The 18,169-nt window shown below is 41.1% G+C and carries 17 protein-coding genes, 1 tRNA gene and 1 pseudogene; 3 read left to right on the forward strand and 16 right to left on the reverse strand.

The features are described from left to right. Nucleotides 1–25 precede the first annotated feature (25 nt). The 9 genes and pseudogenes from ltrA to DESOR_RS16685 all read right to left on the reverse strand — a co-directional run bounded on the left by ltrA (nt 26) and on the right by DESOR_RS16685 (nt 7,599). Entirely contained in the window at nt 26–973 is a 948-nt protein-coding gene (ltrA, locus tag DESOR_RS16650) for a group II intron reverse transcriptase/maturase (protein WP_052304322.1), read from the reverse strand. 495 nt (nt 974–1,468) lie between these two features. Continuing rightward, nucleotides 1,469–1,897, reverse strand: a pseudogene (locus tag DESOR_RS16655) (reverse transcriptase domain-containing protein); the annotation flags it as partial. Between the two features lie 149 nt (nt 1,898–2,046). Beyond that, nucleotides 2,047–2,178 (reverse strand): hypothetical protein, encoded by a 132-nt coding sequence (locus DESOR_RS30685; protein WP_282434379.1) that lies wholly within the window; start codon nt 2,176–2,178, stop codon nt 2,047–2,049. 149 nt (nt 2,179–2,327) lie between these two features. After that, nucleotides 2,328–2,489, reverse strand: coding sequence for a rubredoxin (rd, locus tag DESOR_RS16660; RefSeq protein WP_014185754.1), 162 nt, complete (start codon nt 2,487–2,489; stop codon nt 2,328–2,330). Between the two features lie 113 nt (nt 2,490–2,602). Continuing rightward, entirely contained in the window at nt 2,603–3,058 is a 456-nt protein-coding gene (locus DESOR_RS16665; protein ID WP_242832543.1) for a hypothetical protein, read from the reverse strand. A gap of 21 nt (nt 3,059–3,079) precedes the next feature. Beyond that, a complete protein-coding gene (locus DESOR_RS16670; RefSeq protein ID WP_014185756.1) occupies nt 3,080–3,772 on the reverse strand; it encodes an HAD family hydrolase in 693 nt (230 codons plus the stop codon). Nucleotides 3,773–4,496: 724 nt separating this feature from the next. Next, complete coding sequence (gene ldhH / locus DESOR_RS16675; RefSeq protein WP_014185757.1) at nt 4,497–6,656, reverse strand: L-lactate dehydrogenase (quinone) large subunit LdhH; 2,160 nt, start codon at nt 6,654–6,656, stop codon at nt 4,497–4,499. Next, nucleotides 6,657–7,232, reverse strand: a complete 576-nt coding sequence (locus tag DESOR_RS16680) for a LutC/YkgG family protein (protein WP_014185758.1) — start codon at nt 7,230–7,232, stop codon at nt 6,657–6,659. It lies immediately after the preceding gene. A gap of 291 nt (nt 7,233–7,523) precedes the next feature. Next, a tRNA-Ala gene (locus tag DESOR_RS16685) sits at nt 7,524–7,599 on the reverse strand. Nucleotides 7,600–8,202: 603 nt separating this feature from the next. Here DESOR_RS16685 and DESOR_RS16690 point away from each other — a divergent pair. Both DESOR_RS16690 and DESOR_RS29420 read left to right on the forward strand, forming a co-directional pair. Continuing rightward, complete coding sequence (locus tag DESOR_RS16690) at nt 8,203–8,982, forward strand: tetratricopeptide repeat protein (protein ID WP_014185759.1); 780 nt, start codon at nt 8,203–8,205, stop codon at nt 8,980–8,982. Nucleotides 8,983–9,128: 146 nt separating this feature from the next. Next, nucleotides 9,129–9,290 carry a hypothetical protein gene (locus DESOR_RS29420; RefSeq protein WP_014185760.1) on the forward strand — a complete coding sequence of 54 codons (162 nt, stop codon included), beginning with the start codon at nt 9,129–9,131 and terminating at the stop codon, nt 9,288–9,290. A gap of 94 nt (nt 9,291–9,384) precedes the next feature. Here DESOR_RS29420 and DESOR_RS16695 read toward each other — a convergent pair whose 3' ends face one another. Both DESOR_RS16695 and DESOR_RS16700 read right to left on the reverse strand, forming a co-directional pair. Further along, on the reverse strand, nt 9,385–10,971 hold the full coding sequence (locus tag DESOR_RS16695; RefSeq protein WP_014185761.1) for a prenyltransferase/squalene oxidase repeat-containing protein: 1,587 nt from the start codon (nt 10,969–10,971) through the stop codon (nt 9,385–9,387). 165 nt (nt 10,972–11,136) lie between these two features. Further along, the gene (locus DESOR_RS16700) at nt 11,137–11,589 is read right to left on the reverse strand and encodes an N-acetyltransferase (RefSeq protein WP_014185762.1); all 453 of its coding nucleotides are present in this window, start codon (nt 11,587–11,589) and stop codon (nt 11,137–11,139) included. A 260-nt stretch (nt 11,590–11,849) separates the two neighbouring features. On the opposite strand from DESOR_RS16700, the gene DESOR_RS16705 reads away from it, so the two are divergent. After that, complete coding sequence (locus DESOR_RS16705; protein ID WP_014185763.1) at nt 11,850–13,241, forward strand: two-component system sensor histidine kinase NtrB; 1,392 nt, start codon at nt 11,850–11,852, stop codon at nt 13,239–13,241. Here the strand turns inward: DESOR_RS16705 and DESOR_RS16710 are convergent. The 5 genes from DESOR_RS16710 to DESOR_RS16730 form a co-directional block, all read right to left on the reverse strand. Next, the gene (locus DESOR_RS16710) at nt 13,204–14,466 is read right to left on the reverse strand and encodes a hypothetical protein (protein ID WP_014185764.1); all 1,263 of its coding nucleotides are present in this window, start codon (nt 14,464–14,466) and stop codon (nt 13,204–13,206) included. The genes DESOR_RS16705 and DESOR_RS16710 overlap by 38 nt on opposite strands. Nucleotides 14,467–14,579: 113 nt before the next feature. Further along, nucleotides 14,580–15,650 carry a DmpA family aminopeptidase gene (locus tag DESOR_RS16715; protein ID WP_014185765.1) on the reverse strand — a complete coding sequence of 357 codons (1,071 nt, stop codon included), beginning with the start codon at nt 15,648–15,650 and terminating at the stop codon, nt 14,580–14,582. A 54-nt stretch (nt 15,651–15,704) separates the two neighbouring features. Further along, the gene (locus tag DESOR_RS16720; RefSeq protein WP_014185766.1) at nt 15,705–16,286 is read right to left on the reverse strand and encodes a TetR/AcrR family transcriptional regulator; all 582 of its coding nucleotides are present in this window, start codon (nt 16,284–16,286) and stop codon (nt 15,705–15,707) included. 282 nt (nt 16,287–16,568) lie between these two features. Continuing rightward, complete coding sequence (locus DESOR_RS16725; protein WP_014185767.1) at nt 16,569–17,729, reverse strand: glycerate kinase; 1,161 nt, start codon at nt 17,727–17,729, stop codon at nt 16,569–16,571. A gap of 6 nt (nt 17,730–17,735) precedes the next feature. After that, nucleotides 17,736–18,071, reverse strand: coding sequence for a hypothetical protein (locus DESOR_RS16730; RefSeq protein WP_014185768.1), 336 nt, complete (start codon nt 18,069–18,071; stop codon nt 17,736–17,738). Nucleotides 18,072–18,169 lie beyond the last annotated feature (98 nt).

An 18,169-nucleotide genomic window follows, 5' to 3' on the forward strand; every position in this document is an offset into this window, starting at 1 on the left:
AAATTCCCCTTTTCTGCCTACCCCACTAACATGCTTGAATCCAAGGAAATCGAACGTTTCCGGTTTCTCTTCGTACAAGGATTTTCTTTCTCGGGCAAACCGTCCGAAGAGGATAAGCCTGGTCTTTCTCCGCTAATTCCAGATTGAATTTCTTCATTCGGGCTGTGATATAGCGTTGGAAGTTTTCAGCGTCCCTCTTATACTGAAAACACACTACGTAATCATCTGCAAAACGAACTATATAGGCCTCCCCCTGGAACCATTTTTTGCATCGTTTCTCGAACCAAAGGTCTAAAACATAATGCAAATAAATATTGGCTAGGATAGGACTGATTGGACCGCCTTGCGGGGTTCCTTCCTCGTTTCGTGTGACTACGCCATTTTCCATTACCCCTGCTTTTAGCCATTTGCCTACTAGCCGTAGAATTAACGGGTCAGCTATTCGCTGTTTCAGCATTTCCATCAACCACTCGTGGTTAATGTGGTTAAAATAGCCCCGGATATCCGCTTCAAATATGTGACGAATTTTCTTTGTCACTATTGTGCTACGTAGGTATTTCAGTGCCTGGTGAGGATTGCGACCCGGCCTAAATCCATAGGAGAAATTAAGAAAGTCCTGTTCGAATATGGCTTCGAGAATTCGAGCGACTGCCCGTTGGACTAGCCTATCTTCAACTGTTGGTATCCCCAGTGGTCTTGTTTTACCATTTCCTTTATCTATTTCCACTCGTCGCACCGGCGGGGCTTTATAACAGTTAGCTTTCATCCTCGTCCATATATTCCGTGTTCGTTCACCAAGTTCCGATTCGAACTGTTTTGTTGTCTCTCCATCGACCCCGCTTGCCCCTTTTCGGTTCATCATTCGCCATGTCTCCATGAGAAATTCCGGTGTAATGATGTCCGCTAGTGAGGTAAAGCGGGCCTTTGCGTCGAAGCGAGCCTTAATTGCTATCCTGTCCAATTTTGTTGACATACTTTTCTACCTCTGTGTGTGTAGATATGTTTCCTTGCCAGGAACTCATTCTGCCCCGCCGCTTCCCCATGTATGTGGCTTTCCCACACTCCGAGTACTACCAGCGAGTCCGACTCCCACCACAGCATTCGCCTTCCTATGGATGGTCCTTTCAGTCAGCGTACTCCTTTCCGAAGACCGTGGTGGGTCTCCCGGGTTCCGTACTGTTTCCTTTTCCGTCATGCCGTGTACTCAGACCCCGCCGAGGTCTCCAATTTCCTCGCCAATAGCGGAAATCTACTGTAGCCTTCCGGATATTCGACTCCGTCGGCCCTCGGTTGTTCTAACGAGGCTCAATAACTTCACTTGCGTTACGGCCTGAACGTCGCTCTGCCTATGCTTAATCTGTATCGTTACCTTTACAGACCCAAGGCTCGATTTCAGGTAGGGTGGCTTTGCCCTTTTCCTGAATAGGAATTTCACCTATTGAATACAACCAGCTTAGCCCGGCGCACCGAAATACTTCTCCAAGTCCATATCGACTACATATTTGTAACCTACTGTGATATAGGTTTGGCATCTTCTCAGTGCACCGTGTGCACTGCGGTTCGGTCGGAATCCAAAACTATTGTCTGAGAACTGCTCCTCAAAGATGGGGCTTAAAACTTGAGTTATCGCCTGTTGGATTAACCTATCCACGACAGTGGGTATTCCTAGTTTTCTGGTCTTTCCGTTTTCTTTGGGTATTTCTACCCTCCGTACGGGCTTTGGACGGTATTTACCGCCCCGGAGGGATTGCAATAGTTCATCCTTGTGTTCTTTCAGGAAGGGCAGAAGTTCATCTACCTGCATACCGTCGATTCCACCTGCGCCTTTGTTTCTTTTAACCTGCCTATAGGCCTGGTTTAGATTCTCAACGCTAAGGATTTGCTCAAACAACCCTTCCGTTGGTGCCTAGAACACCTCTGTACTATGGCCTCTGCTGACTCCTCACGATAAATCTTGTTTCAACCGGGTTTCTTACTCTGTTTCTACCCGTCCGTGAGGCCTCCCACGGTAAGACGATTCACTTTCATTCCATGTACCCGCAACATTTACGCTGACGTGTCCGTGTAGCTTTTGGGCTTTAACTTGTGCTGCAGTCTTACCCCACGTTTTGCGCCTGATGTTATTCGTGTTCCTCGGGCCGGAACTTTGCCGCCGGCTTCCTTCAGATTCCACCTCACGATGGACACCCTTGCCTTAAGCTAATGGTTGGTCGCTACATACCCCCATGACGGACTTTCACCGTCTAGTTAGTCGCCATGCGTGGCGCACCAACAAAAAAGAGAAGGGATTCTTTTCCCTTCTCTTTGTACATAGGCTTTAAATAAACTTACTCGGAAACCTCAAACATATCTTTACCTACTCCACAAATAGGACAAACCCAATCGTCTGGGATATCTTCAAAAGCAGTTCCCGGTGCGATTCCTGAATCGGGGTCTCCAACTTCAGGATCATAAATATAACCACAAGCTGAACACACATACTTTTTCACAATAACCAACTCCATTCATTTTACTGAAAGTTTATGTATAGTTTATTTTATCATTATTTTATTAGTTAAGCCAATTACCTCTATAAATAAATTAAACTTAATTAAAGTTTAATTTATTTTATAGTGTTTGAATCAAAAGAAATATGGTATCTTTTCAAGGCATAGTCTCTAAATTCTTCAGCACATCGGCAGGGTTCTTGATGATCACAAAAACCGACTTCTAACTTCCCTAGCAAATGGTGATGCAAAATATGAACATTAACATATAAATGACTTGCTCGTTCATTTAACCTAATGTATTGTCTGGCTGCAAAATAAAAAAAAATGAGCAAAATAATGCTTACCGTTATACCTGCTTTAGGAAATAACCATGGAATGCCGACAGCCAGTAATCCAAGTAAAATAACGATTATCATACCTACTAATTCCTGACGTCTGGCAAATTTCCACTCCCTATACCGGCCAAGAAACTCAAAGAATAACTTAGCCATACGCACTGAAGGAAACGGCAACACTGTATTTACAACCGTTTTTTCAACTGCGTAATGGCACACCCCCACATTGATCACCCCTTCCAAAAATGTTGTCTGTTACAAACTTCCTTGACTTATCAGACGGAAGAGATCCTCAAATTGACCAGCGTAATCCGTCAAAATTGTTGAATCTGTAGTTCCAAGAAAAAAAGTCTTCATCCCCAATCCTCTACATATCATATCGTTTTCATTGTTACTAACTAATAAACATCCTTGAGGTCTAATTCCCAATTTTTCCGAAACTTCTTGGAAGAACCCCATTTGTGGCTTACAATAGTGAAAATTGTCTAACGCTGCAATAACTTTGAGTTGCTCAGGCCTGAGACCAGCCCATCGGACTTGCTCCTCGACCGCCGCTAAGGGCATTAATGGACTTGAAACAATAGCTGTAGAAAATCCTTGTTGTATAGCGTACTCAACGCTTTTAACACCCTGAGTATTAGGCTGAACCAAGCAACGCAATGTGGGAAAATCAGAAACATAAAACTCCTCAAAGATAGGCCTGAGAACTTGTATAGGATGACCGGATACTCTCGAAAATTCATCTAGAAATGCTTGCAGTACGGTTAACTCGGGTTTCGGATCATTTTGGATCAACTCCATGGATTTCAATAGTAGCTTGGTGAACTTATCGGTTGGAAGAAGATGAGCAAAACGAGGTGCCAGGATTCCAAGGTAATTCTGCATGAACTTTGCTGAATCAAGATTTGTTAATGTACCCTCTAAATTAAAGAGAATAGCTTGGATCACAATCTTTGTCCTCCTATTGAGGTCTTTCTAATGTTCTGGTTCTGTACAATATTATTCTCCTTATTCTTCGAAATTCCTTCTAATCAATGAATGTTGCAATTAACTATTAGTATCCCCAGGTATACATACTTAATTCTCTGAACTTATAGCAGGGGATAATTCTGCTTACCCTTCGGCCCAAGAATGTTAAGCAGTAAAAAAACCCCTGAGAGAGTATACCTCCCTAGGGGCTCTTACCATCTCAGTTCTTGCTACGACCCACTCTGTATACAGAGGTGCAATCCCTGAGGTAACCCTCCAAAATCTGCTGCAGGCTATAAATGGAGGGCAGGTTGACAATGAGGTCTCAGGTTCGGTTCTCCATCCGCACTTAATTAACGCTTGTTTAGACTCCTAAAAAGGCATGAGCATACTTCAATTCATTCATACAGCTTAATTGCGACGATTGGCAAACTTGGCTGCTACCATAGTGGATGAACATTCCTTCATAGTGCTAAATCAATACAGCGTCTTATCTAAATGGTTCTCCTTCCTGTCCTCTCTCATCGCTTGCAACCCAATCACTAGCGCGAATTCGCTCGCTATCGTGGCAACATATTGCCTACTCACAACTAGATCAAAGGTTGGTTGCTTACAATAGGTTAATTCTTGTTATCACCAGGAAATTCCTTGGTAGAAAATAGGCTTTTTTCAACTAATATTGTAATATTATAAACAAAAATGCCTATTTTTTATTGGCTTTTTTTCTTTTATTTAATAATAATTCTGCAGTGTGAATGACCTTAATCTTAGGATTCTTTTTATCAAGCCCCCCAGAAATCTGCATTAAACAACCAGGACAATCGACCACTACGACATCTGCACCTGTCTCTTCAATGTTCGCAAGTTTTCGATCCAAAATGGGTCCCGATAACTCCGGGAATTTTATGGAATAGGATCCGGCAAAACCACAGCAACGGTCAGATTCTTTCATTTCAATAAGCTGAACTCCTGCGGTATCAGTTAAAATTTTGCGGGGTTCTGCAAAAACCCCCATTGAACGCTTCAAGTGACAGGAATCATGATAGGTAATTTTCAGGGGTTTTCCATCCCCGCCTTTAGGCAATCCACCTAACTCAAATAACAATTTTGAAAAATCTCTTGATTTCCTGCTTAGTTCTTCAGCACGAGCAGCTAAAGCAGGTTCATCATGGAGCAGCTCTTTAAAGCTTTCTTTAAGAGCATGAGTGCAGGTCGGACAAGCTGATACTACATAATCGACTTTTTCTGCTTCTAAGGCTTCAATATTTATAATTGCACTTTTTCTTGCATTACTGCGATCCCCCATATAGGTTGCCGGAGCACCGCAGCAGGATTGTCCATCCGGGAAAACCACTTCATAGCCTTTTTCATTTAAAGCACTGATAACTCCTTCGGCAATTGCTGGATAAACAAAATCAATCAGACAACCTGCATAAAGAGCAATTTTCCCTTTTGGCTTTTTAACATCCTGCTTAATTGTTTTGAAAACGTCGCGAAAAGGAACCTTAGCTACGGCAGGCAAGCTCTTCTTTTCTGTCAGCCCGGAAAGAAACATAGGTAAGTGCCGAATAACCGGCTGTCCTTTCGTAAATGGCTTTTGAGCAATAGAGGCCATTCGCAGCATGGAATGGAAAAGGCGTCGATTTGAGACTACATCGAGAGCGAATTTTTGAGTAAAAGGCAGTCCTGTTTTTTCGCCAATACGATTTCTTATTTCCAAAATCATTTGCGGGATATCCAATTTTCCAGGACAAACCTCAGCACATTTGCCACATTGAAGACAAAGGTTTTGAGGATTTTGAGCATCTTTTTCTGAGTTTAAGAAATTCGTTAAAATCGTTCCGATACCACCGGTGTAAATATGTCCATAGACGTGCCCACCCACAAGCTGGAAAGCCGGACAAACATTGAGACATGATGCACAGCGGATACACTGAAACGTTTTCTTAAACTTCTCATCATTATACATTTTTCGTCTTCCATTATCCATCAAGACAATATGGAATTCCTTGTCTTTAACCGATCCATCCGGGTAATAAGCGGGTGTTGGCCCAGTCACCATACTCACGTAACTGGTTATTTGCTGACCTGTTGCACTCCGGGGTAGAGCCTGAAGAATATGGGTTGCATCTTCAAACTTTGGAACGAGTTTTTCGATTCCAACTAAGAAAACATGAGTGGGAGGCAAGGTGGAAGTCAGTCGTCCATTTCCTTCATTAGTAAGCATTATCAATGTTCCGGTCTCGGCAATCGCCATGTTTGCTCCTGAAATTCCCATGTCAGCTTCTAGAAATGATTTGCGAAGTTCTTCTCTGGCTGTTTTAACAAGCTCAGCAATCACAGGTTGGTTCAGCTTATGTAAATGGCCAGAAAAAACATCGGCAACTTCTTCTTTCGTCATATGAATTGCAGGCATAACCATATGCGACGGATGTTGACCGGCAAGTTGTACAATCCACTCTCCCAGGTCACTTTCTTGAACTTCCATTCCTTCAGCCATAAGTGTTTTATTGAGCAAAATCTCCTCAGAGACCATAGATTTTGACTTAATGACTTTTTGTACTTTTTTTCGTTTAGCCAGCTCTAAAATATATTGTTTTGCATCCTCGCCATTAACAGCACGATATACTTTTGCTCCTCTAGCTGTAGCTTCCTTCTCAAATTGATCTATCATCTCATCGAGGTGGCTGGCAGCATAGGATTTTACCTCAGCAATATTCTCACTGATTTCTTTAAAGTTATAACCTTCATAGGCTTTTTCACGAGATATAATATAGGCATCTCCAAAACGCCCTAACGCACCACGTAATACGTCATTATCAAGGGCGTTAGAAATCTTCTGTTTAAACTGTTTATCAGCCATTTAAGCCACCTCCTCAATTTTCTCATCAACAAAAATAACAATAAGCTGCTTAGGACCATGCACCCCAATCGTCAATACCCTTTCAATATCAGATGTCCTGCTTGGGCCTGTAATGAACCCAACAAAGCCCGGAATTTGAGGCAGATTATGCAATGTTGCCATGGTATCTTTCAATGTTGCAATTAATTTTGATGTAGAAACAAGGGCAATATGAATTGGAACTAAAGTTGAGCATAAGCGTTGATCAACACTAGCATCCTGATCTGCTTGAACTAAAGATCCAAGTTCAGCAATTGCATAGCTCACTTGGGTAATGCCCGCATGTGCTTCAGGCGTCACTTCACGAAAATGATCTGTGTATACTTCGATTCCTTTTTCCTGTATTTGATTTACAAAATTACCCTTACTTGCTATAGGGCTTGTTAAGAGTGCAACGTTATTAATACCTTTTTCTATCATAACCTTACAAACTAGTTCTCCAGCTTCAATGGCAGTGTCGACACGATAACACTCACCCGACACCGCTTCTAATTTTGCTTTGAATCGTTTGTATAATTCAGTTTCTTGATCATTCATACGAACTCTCCTCCTACCTCCAACAAATTAAATATCAATTGTGGTCAGACCATCATGCCACAAAACTATTTTAAGGCATATTTGATTTTAATACAATAACCTTCGTAGTAAAATTTTAAATATTAAGATTAGTGATCTTCATCAAGACTAGCAGGAATACTATTAAATACACTCAAAACTATAAGCGACTGAACATTATCGAACAGTCGCTTATAGAAAAATTGCTATAAATCAGTTGTAAAACAATAATCAAAAAAGAAACCCTTATTAGGGTTTCTTTTACTTTTATAATGGTGGAGGTAAGCGGGATCGAACCGCTGGCCTCTAAAATGCGAATCTAGCGCTCTCCCAGCTGAGCTATACCCCCAATAAATATATATTAAATCCAACAATAGAAAAAAGCAAGAAATATGTAGAAATAATAATAAGCAATTATATTTCAAAAGTTATTGAGGATTTCCGCGTCCGGAAATCCTCTCTGCGCAAAACCTAGAGGATTTAACTACTAGACTTTACTGATTTAACCTTATCGTATATTTTGTCGAAAATCAATATGTAAATTATAGGAAAGCAGTAAGTTGTCTGGAATTTTTGCTTAAACATCCTCCTAAACGCCTTAAAAAGGCAAAAAAAACCCCTCACAAGGAGGGGAAAGAAAAGAGGAAAAAAAGAAATAAAGACTTTATGTTAACCGCATTAATAAATTAAAATGCGGATAAACTCACCTTATGTAAAATTCAACGTTGTTTTCTATATATAGAGTAATACTTATCTAATGGAATTACAAATTCATTTGTTTTACGTAGGTCATAAATTCTATTTATACGTAGTTAAAATGATTAGTGTATAATACGACTCTTTATAATAAATTACTTATACTATTCTTCTTTGAGCCTATAATTAGGAACACATAAAAAGAACTTGTTCTAATTCGATATCATAGGTAGTAATAATTGACTGAGGGGATAGTATGAGCGCTTCATTAACAGACCCGGAAATACTTTATGCACAGAAAATATATTACTTTTTTTTCTTATTAACCTTGACATCACTGACAACAGCCTTTGTAATGTTAGTTTTTAGTTTTTACTATGGTCTATTTACCATGGCATTTGGGATCGGTATCTCCTATATTCTTATGCTACTAAAACGAAATTTTCATCCACCAGAAAAGGTAATTACAGCCAAACGAATGGCCCACACAATCTCTCAAAATACCAGCCCTTCTGCTATAGCCTGTTTTGCCATCCAACTGTACTATTATTTTCAGGAATCTAATCAGGCCATTGACCTTCTAGAAAAGTTTCTCCCCAGTAATGATCCACTAATCTATGCAACCTTGGGAGATATACTGCTTAAAGAAGGTAAAACCAAACAAGCTCTTTATATTTTGCGAGGAAATCCTTATGCCTTAATAGATCCTCTTCTTCTTGCCACACAAGCTCGAGTTCTTAAACAAATTGGCAGAGTGTCGGAAGCAGCCAAATTGTTTGAACGAAGCATACACATCGCCACACAAAATGGGTTTCCAAAAATCGAAAATAATTGGTTGACTCAAAAAATACTGACAATGTCTCACTTGGCCGGTATACATCATTCTCTAGCTGACTGTTATTTTCGCCTTGAAAACTTTTCTGATGCCAAAAAACACTATCATGCCGGAAATCGTCTCCTTATCGACATATCTCTCTGGCGTAATTGCCCATCAGTTCATAATCATTCAACAAAAATCCACAAAAAAACTTACTAGTTCACCATTCTTTTTCCTTTTGCTTCAAATTGAATTTTCTTTATTCCAACAGCTTTTTTATAGAAAGTTTTCTATAATAAGTATAATACTTTTAAGTTATGGCAGAATTGGACAAACCATAAGTTACGAAATGGAGGGTGAAAATTATGTCAAGTCATTCTGAAGAGGTCCTGGGATTTATTCGTGATTTTGAAATATCAGCTCGTGATTATCTCCTCTCCAAAGGCTTGAGTGAATATGAGATGAGAAACGCTTATCTGGATTTTCAGTGGAATTTTCTCCATACCATTCTTAATAAAAATCAATAACTGGATCTCGACTTCGTAAATATTTATCGAGTAACAAACACTGCCAATAAAAAATACCCTCACATACATCGTATGAAGGGTATTTTTGATACAATCACCTAAAAAATGAAGCTTTATATAATCTCTGATAACGCTGCAACGCCCGTATGGCAGTTAAACAAGTTGTTAAAGGTTCTTCATAATTCCACCCTTTGGCATAAATTCCTCGAAAAGATGGTTGAAAAGAACCATTTTTATACTGCATAGTCAGCAGGTTTCTTATACCTTTTTCCATAACGCCAGGCGGAACACTTCTCATGTAACGCCATAAACCTGATATAGCCAATCCTGTTTCAACTACTGAACCCCAACTGCCATTATCATCCTGTTCTTTTATTAAATAATCTTGACCTTTTTTTCTGGCCACAAACATGTGCCGAGCCATATCCCAGTGATCCCAATTGAATTTCCACTTACTAAACAACTCTAAAGCCTGTGCCGTGCTATAGACATCTCCCTCAAACCACGAGGCCGGAAAAGCCCCTTGCTGGTTTTGCTGGGCCAAAATCCATTGAAGTCCGCGCCAAATGCTGCTTTCTTGAGAACGGGAACTTCTCCATAATGCTTCCAGTACATGAATGCTGACATCAACACTTGGAATATAGACTGGAAACTCTGATTGAATATGAGGAGGAATGCCTTGAAAACTCGGAAACGTACTCCAACCGCCATCACGGTTTTGCAGTCGATACAGAAGTTGTATTCCAGGTTGATTTCTCTCACCTGAAACTTGATGCAGGCCAATCAAGGCAACTGCTGTATCGTCTAAATCAGGGTGAGTAAATGGTGGAGTACTTCCATAACTTCCGTCTTTATTTTGAGCCCTTTTCAACCAATCGACTGCCTCTTCCATCCAAGATACTTCTGAAGGTTTCCGGATTGTCTCACCAAAAACACTAACCGCCCACCCAACTGCCCATATTTTTAATTGATCAAAAGCCGGCCATCCACCGCTAAGGTATTGTTTCTGTACAAGCCACCGACCCGCTTTTTGAGTTTGTTCAGTATAATACCCTTTGCTCATAATGGCCATGATAGACATACTTGTTGCAACAATATCTTCTGCCCATGAACCGTCTTCCATTTGAGTTTTTAAAAGATATTGCAGCCCATCTTGAATCCCCTTTTGTGACTCCGAGGCAAGCAATGAGGCCGCAACAACAACGGACCTGCCATATATCGGCAGCTTATTTAAAACTCGAACTTCAAGAATGGTCGGTAGTTGTATTTCTTCGGGTGTGGGCCCTTCTAATCCTGGAACGACTCGTTGTCCTAATGACAATATGACACTGGAAAACCGCTTTAGCTGAGACAAAAGCATTATTTTAGCTTTCCATCCGCCTTCACTGCCATTAAGAACCATTCTTACTATCTGAGTTATTTCTTCATCAGGCTTATCGCCGGGAAACTTACCCCAACCGCCATGGTTTTGTTGCTTCAGCCATGTAATTCCTCTCTTCTGCGCATTTTCAAATCCTGTACCAACAGCGAGAAGCGCCAAGGAAGCCAGTGCAGTTGCTCCAGGGCTTGAAGAAACACTGTGTGATTCATCTAGTTTTCCTGATAAAATTTGTTCTATTCCCTCTGAAACATAAGACCTTGCCTGGTCAAGACATTCATTAATCTCTTTTTTAAGCTCCATAGAACTCTCTCCGTCTTCAATATTTAGCACATGCCATAATATTAACTATGTAGTTGGACGGAAAATGGTTCTATATGACAGTTAATGCCGAACCCGCAAGGTTCGGCATTCTTTAATCAGATCTATGCTATGAGCAGCTATAAAAGCTATTGACCATCAAGTTTATTAGAGAGTTTTGCTGACTGCAATTTCATCACAGTTTGGAAACTTTATGCAATTAATACACTCATTCCATACTTTTTGAGGCATCTGTTCTTTATTAACTTCCTCGTATCCACAGTATTTAAAAAACTCCGGTTGATAGGTTAACGCAAAAACTCTTGCAATCCCAAGTTCTCTGGCTTCATCTTCCAGAGTTTTAACGATCTGGCTTCCAATCCCTCTCCGTTTGTAGCCAGTTGCAACTGCTAACGCTCTTATCTCAGCTAAATCGCTCCAAAGTATATGCAGCGAAGCAACTCCTACTAATTGGTCATCCACTTCAGCCAGCAAGAACTCGCGGATGTTTTCATACAGCATATTTCTTGAGCGAGGAAGCATGAGTCCTTCTTGAGCATTGCTGTTAATAAGTAGCATCATGGCTTCGACATCCGAAATTCGTGCCTTACGCAATTTCATGTATAAAAATCCCCTTTATATTCTTTTGCATAATTATACACTATATATTATATTCTTGCATATCTTTTTCAATTTTATTTATTTGTCGGATATTTGGAAATTTGTATTTTTTATTGTTTCTATAAAACAGCATTTTAAGCCACTTTTAAAGAGAAACATATCTTTAACAAATCTCCTTTTTCTTACATTTTTTTACGCTTTCATGTGTTACACTATTTCAGTGTGTTACTTATAGTAATTTCTGGAAGGAGATTGTCAATGTGATTCCTCAAAAACTATGGATTAGTTTTTTAACGTTTATGATTATGATCATCATCATTGCCCTATGTGATATTATACCTATTCCAGATTACTTGTCTATCCTGTTAAAATCCATCCCTTTGATCATCCTGATTCTTTGGTTCGAGCTTTGGTACTACACCTGGGGAAAGATTTGGATTCTATTTACATCCCTATACATAATCTACACCCACGTCAGTCCCAACCTTATGTCCCCTACTTTAATAGTTGTACACATTGCTTTTCTTATAGGTACGATGATTGTTATAGAGCAAAGAGAAAAAAAAGAACGAGCCTTCCATCATCGTCAGCTAAAAACGATGAGAGCTCTCCTAAAACAAAATCCCCCACTAGTTCAAACTGTTGACTATTCCCATGAAGCTGTAATATTGCTTAACAATATGGGGGTAATCATAGACTCCAGCCCACAAACCTCTATTCTTCTATCGCTATCTGCGTCTTACTTAATTGGCAAACCAATCTTCGATGTTTTAGGGATATTGCCAAATTTCCAGTTAAACAATTTTCCTGAGAATGGTGACTTCACCTGGAAATCTCATGCAGGGACAACTAAACATCTCAAATTCCGAACTCGCCTGCTGCTTGATCACAATACTCCGTCCGGTATTTTAGTAACCATTTTTGATATTAGTGACGCAAAAAAAAGAATGGAGCTTTCTCTGCAAATAGAAAAGCTCTCCATTATTAGTCAAGTTTCTGCAGGCTTAGCTCATGAAATACGCAATCCCTTAACAACCATTAAAGGGTTTATGCAGCTGATCACACCTGAACGCTGGCCTGAAACTTATCGTCCTTATCAGCAGCTTATTCTTCAGGAGATCCAAACTATTGAGCAGCTCCTTAACAGCTTCATCCTATTGACAAGTCCTTCTGCCCCCCAAATGGAAAGACTTAACCTCGTAGAAGCCATCCCCTCTATAACCAAATGTGCACAAGAAATTGCCCAGAAAAAAAACGTCCAAGTGATTTTTGAATTTCCTGCCCACCCAGTCTATATCATAGCCGACCGCGAACAACTTCTCCAGGCACTATTATCAATTCTCAATAACGCCATTGAAGTATCACCCAAAGGAGAAAATGTGAGAATACGCCTTACTGAACAAGATAATTATGTTAGTATTAACATTATCGATAAAGGACCGGGTATCCCTGAAAACCTCCGCCACCGTGTCTTCGATCCATTTTTTACGACCCAAAAAGAAAGCATTGGCTTAGGTTTAACTATTGCTCAACAAATCATTCTTACTCATCAAGGAAAACTGACTTTTTCTGAATATCCCCTTTCTAGCGGGACAAAAGTCACCATTGATATTCCTAGTCTAGTGAATTTGAGAGATAATCTTTCTGCATAAGAGAATGATTAAAATAGTTACTTTGACAGTTCAATTGGTAAATTCCTTCTTCCTGCCAATTTGCAGGCAGTGTCCAAATGGGAAACTTTTCTTCATCGTTCAGCCAACAATAACAACGCCGAAGCTCCTCCTCTTTGCTAAGAGTAGTAAGCCAATGTACACGGCCATCCCAGGCTAAAGGATTGCCATGGTTATCTTTAGCGCCAACTAATAGCATGCTTCCTTCTAATACAGATGCTAATAAAATGCTTCGTGCAGCACGCAGGAGCGGCTTTTCAAAAATTGGGCATACGACACTAAGCTGGCCATTTCCTTGGAAAAAGAACCATTCTTCCAATTCGCTCACACAGTTTTCTCCACGATCTTTTGGCAGCCATGGCCAAGCCCATGGGCTTCCCCAAATCAGGTTGATGGCACCTGCTCCTTGATGAAGTAATAACTCAAGATGGTCATAAGGACGAAGTTTACCTTCTTGCTCTAAAGATTCCAGATAATCGAGGACTTCCAGAACTGCACTGCAAAAATCTGAATTTAACGAACCGGATGAATCAACCCAGCCTTGCTTATGCCATTTCAGGGTTAATTCTCTTATCTTAAGCCACTTTACTTTTGTATTTAGCTCAAATTTTTTACCTTTGCGCCTAACTTCTGCAACTTCAAAATTGCCCCAGAGAAAATTAATAGTTTGATTTTTGATAATGGTACGAACTTGACGACTTGATAATTGATGAAAAAAATCATTGACAGTTACAAGTTGCTGCCTTGCCACAGGGTTCAAACCTTTTCCCCAACGTTTCCAGTCCGGACGTTCTTCCCCTAAAGTGTAGCGCGGTCGTTTAAGTTGTTGTCTGTCAGGAATCGGATAAAGACTAGGCGTTAGTTTTTCACGCCAATAGACTGCTCTTGCATCAATAGTTCCACCGATTTTTGACAACCCCGTTAAAAAAGAGGGGGTAAAATCTGGTGCAACATAATAAATTACAGTCTTAGCGCCATTGCTGAGCCTGTGTCCCCATAACAAACCCGCTAAAAGAAATTCCTCTTCACGATTTATTGATAAGGCAGCAATTATTCCCACTCGTAAAGTGGTCTCCCCCCCCATAAAATAAGCATATTGAGGTGGAAGACGACTTGATTTTTTTTTGTCTTCAGGATACTCCTTCCATCTATTAACAATAAAAACATCTGGATGAGTTTCCCAGATTTCGTTCCAGGTAATACTCAACAATGACCCTCCCTTAGCGTTTCTCCATATGGATGTTTACGCGCTAAGTATAAAGATCATGACACTTTATCCACCAAATATCTTATTTTACTTGGCATTGCCAATATTCAATATCATAAACCACCTTGCCAACTGCGAACCAGCCGTAAGGTCTCCTCAATCGGCAAAGCATAACGAATATGCCCGTCTCTCCCTTCCATTGTCTGAGCTAAAAACATGGAGTTCCAAATACTTTCTGCCGTTGCTTCCGTCACAGCTCGAAAAAACTCATCCAAATCCCAATCTGACAAATAGTTGTTCTTAGTTCCGCTATAAGTGCTGACTATAAGGCAGAAGTCTCCGCTTCCGGTCATAGAAACGGAACCTGTGCGCCCCATTCCTAATTCGGCTCGGCATGCAAGTTGGGTTAATTGCCAACGTGATAAAGGGGCATTCGTTATTCCGACAAGAATCAGAGAACCCGGTATGTATCCTAACTGTTGTGGTAATAACTGGCCAATGGGTACACCAGATAATTGAAAATCTTCCAGCAGCCCAAAGTTCGCCAAAGCCAGCATTCCCAATACATAACTAACGCCGCTTTTAGTTTGAACAATGCGAGAAGAGCTTCCTACTCCTCCTTTCATTTGAAAGCAGGACATTCCCACTCCCGCACCCACATTGCCCTGTTGAATTGGACCCACTGCAGCACGCTGTATAGCCAAGATGGCATCCCAAGGCTTAACATGGCGGCCTCTTATATCATTCAGGTAAGAATCATCGCACTCCATGACCACAATGTTCGCCGTTCGAGCATCATTACCAATTTCCGGATTTTGTTGCAATAGGTATGTAATAACTCCATTGGCAACGTCATTGACACTTAAAGTATTCGTTAATAGAATCGGGGAATTTAATAGTCCCATCTCTTGAATAAAAGGAACGCCAACAGACTTTCCATAACCATTGATGACACTTATTCCTGCTGTGCAAGGTTGACGATAAATGTTTTCGAATTGAGGTAAAATAGCTGTCACACCCGTTCTGACCGGGCCCCTGCCATTGGGCAGGAGCGGTCCGCTGCCTTGAATTAAGGAAACATGCCCCACCCTTACTCCTGGAACATCTGTGATATCGTTGTTCTTGCCAACCGGCATTATCCCCATCCAAAGTCCTAACTCCCTTGGCGTCTTTCGTTCTTCCATCAAAAATCCCTCCGTTGTACTCTATGGCATACAACGAAGGGATATGAATAAGTATCAAGCCTCTTGCTTCTTTTCTGAGAGTCCGTCCCAAAAGACTGAGAGGGCGTGACTTAACTCTTGATGCAAATCCCCTGTCCCGGAAACAAACCAACGAATAAAATGCTGAATCATCATACCTTCCAAACTTTCTGCTAAAAAAGCAGGATTGAAGGAACTACTGATTTCACCATTTTCTTGACCAACCGTTATGATCGCCAGTAAACCATAATGTAAGCTCAGATCATAATCCTTTCCTTCTCGGCTTCGTACGGTAACCCAGGCTATCTCCCGATCCTTTATCATAAATTCAGCCCAGTCTTGAAGAAGATTCTCCAATCGCTGCCGAGTACATAAACTGGCTTTTTGTCTCCCTGTTCGGGCAATATCTTGCCAGGACCTTCTTGAAAACTCCTTGACAACTGCCTCTTTTGTTCGAAAATAGTTATAAAAAGTCCCTTTGCCAACGTCTGCTTGCTGGGTAATCTGTTCTACAGATGTTGCTGAAAATCCTTGGGTACGAAATAGCTGCATAGCATTAAAGAATATTTTTTCACGGGTTTCTTTTTTCTTCCGCTCTCTCCGTGACAACTCTGCCACTTTACAATCCCCCTTTGTACAGCAGTGTTTGCCAACAAACATTTACTATAATTTATATTCTACAACTTCCATTTTTTTCCTTCTGCAGAAAGGGGGGATTCTATTATTTTTTATACTAATCAGAAAGTATAACTTTTGTTGCATACTGCAAGATGGCTAATACGTGCGAAGATAGTGCTGCAAGAAGGTTTAACCCGTGCGAAGACAGTGTCTTCGTCGTCTGAAGCATAAGTGCAACCAACGGATTTACCTTCGCTAAGGCTCGGCAAATCCGGGTTTTCTTTATGTTCTATTGGCTTTGAGCATAGATTCATTGCCAAGTTTCCAGACGGCCAGAATCCTCCAAACTGCCCGTTCTAATTGCTGCTCAGCTTTAACGAAGGCTTCCTCCAAGGTAACTGGCCCCTCAGAAACACTAAAACAGGTACATATGCCATGACTACTGAGAGCATCGGGGGAGCCATCCACCGACCCTGAAATTACCAGCACAGGTACATTATGGTTTTTTGCTAAGGCAGCAACCCCAACCGGTACCTTACCATAGGCTGTCTGAAAGTCCGTTCTTCCTTCACCTGTTAAAACTAAATCTGCTGTTTTTATTTTAGCTTCCGCATTTGCAACCTCTAAAACAATTTCTGAACCCGGCCGCAGTTGTGCTCCTAAAAAACCAACACTTCCTGCCCCAAGTCCTCCGGCAGCACCTCCGCCGGGCAATTCCAAAAGATTTATACCTGCAATGCTGCTCAGTTGTTCCCCAAAATTCTTTAACGCTTTATCTAAATATCGAATATCTTCAGAGTTTGCTCCTTTTTGAGGCCCATACACTGCACTGGCGCCCATAGGGCCGCACAGAGGATTTTGAACATCACAGGCGACCTCAATCTTCACCTCAGAGAGCCGTGGATTGATCTTCGACATGTCAATTTCAGCGAGATCCCTAAGAGCCGCTCCTCCCGGGGACAGCTCTTTCCCATGCTTATCCAGTAACCTTACTCCTAAAGCAGCGGCTAAGCCGGCTCCTCCGTCATTAGTGGCACTACCTCCGATGCCGAGAAGAATTTTCTTAACCCCTCGTTCCAGTGCATCTTTAATGATTAAACCAGTACCATAAGTGGAAGTAAGGCGAGGATTCTTTTCTGCTTCAGATAGAAGGGTTAAACCGGAAGCAGCTGCCATCTCAATAATGGCCGTGGACCCACCTTCGATAAGGCCGTAGATAGCTTCAATAGGGCGGCCAAGAGGATCTGTGACCTGAACCTTGACCTTCTCACCAGGAACTGCACTTAGTATTGCTTCCACGGTGCCTTCCCCTCCATCTGCCATGGGGATCAAATCAATCTCACAGGAAGGATAAATCTGTTGAACCCCCCTGCTCATGGCTTGAGCAACAGAAAAAGCGTTTAAACAACCCTTGAATGAATCTGGTGCAATGACAATTTTCATTATTGTTCACTCCCTAGATTGAGCACGATGCCCAAAGTACATTCCAACTTGAAGATAAACTATCAGACTTGCAAAATCCAATACCACGATTAACCAGCTTTCAATAGGAAATTCAACAACATATGCCATCAAATACGAAAAAAGGTTAAAGAGAAAGGCCGCAATGTAAGCAGTACGAGGGTCCTCATATTTTCTCCGATACCCTACTAAAAAACCAAGAGGATAAAAGATGGCGAAGTTTAAAGCCAACTGATTGAGAATTCCGCTGGAATCAAAAAATCCCCCCCAAAATATTAACAATAAGCATAAAATAAGCTGATAGCGCCAGAAAGCGAAATTCATGCGTACCTCCCTAATCTGCATAAAACGTTGTCTTATGCTAAAAGTTTCAGGCTTAGGCGCTCAGTGAAGTGCTAACCCCATATTAAGTGAGGAGAGAG

This window comes from Desulfosporosinus orientis DSM 765 (genome assembly GCF_000235605.1).
GTDB lineage: Bacteria > Bacillota > Desulfitobacteriia > Desulfitobacteriales > Desulfitobacteriaceae > Desulfosporosinus > Desulfosporosinus orientis.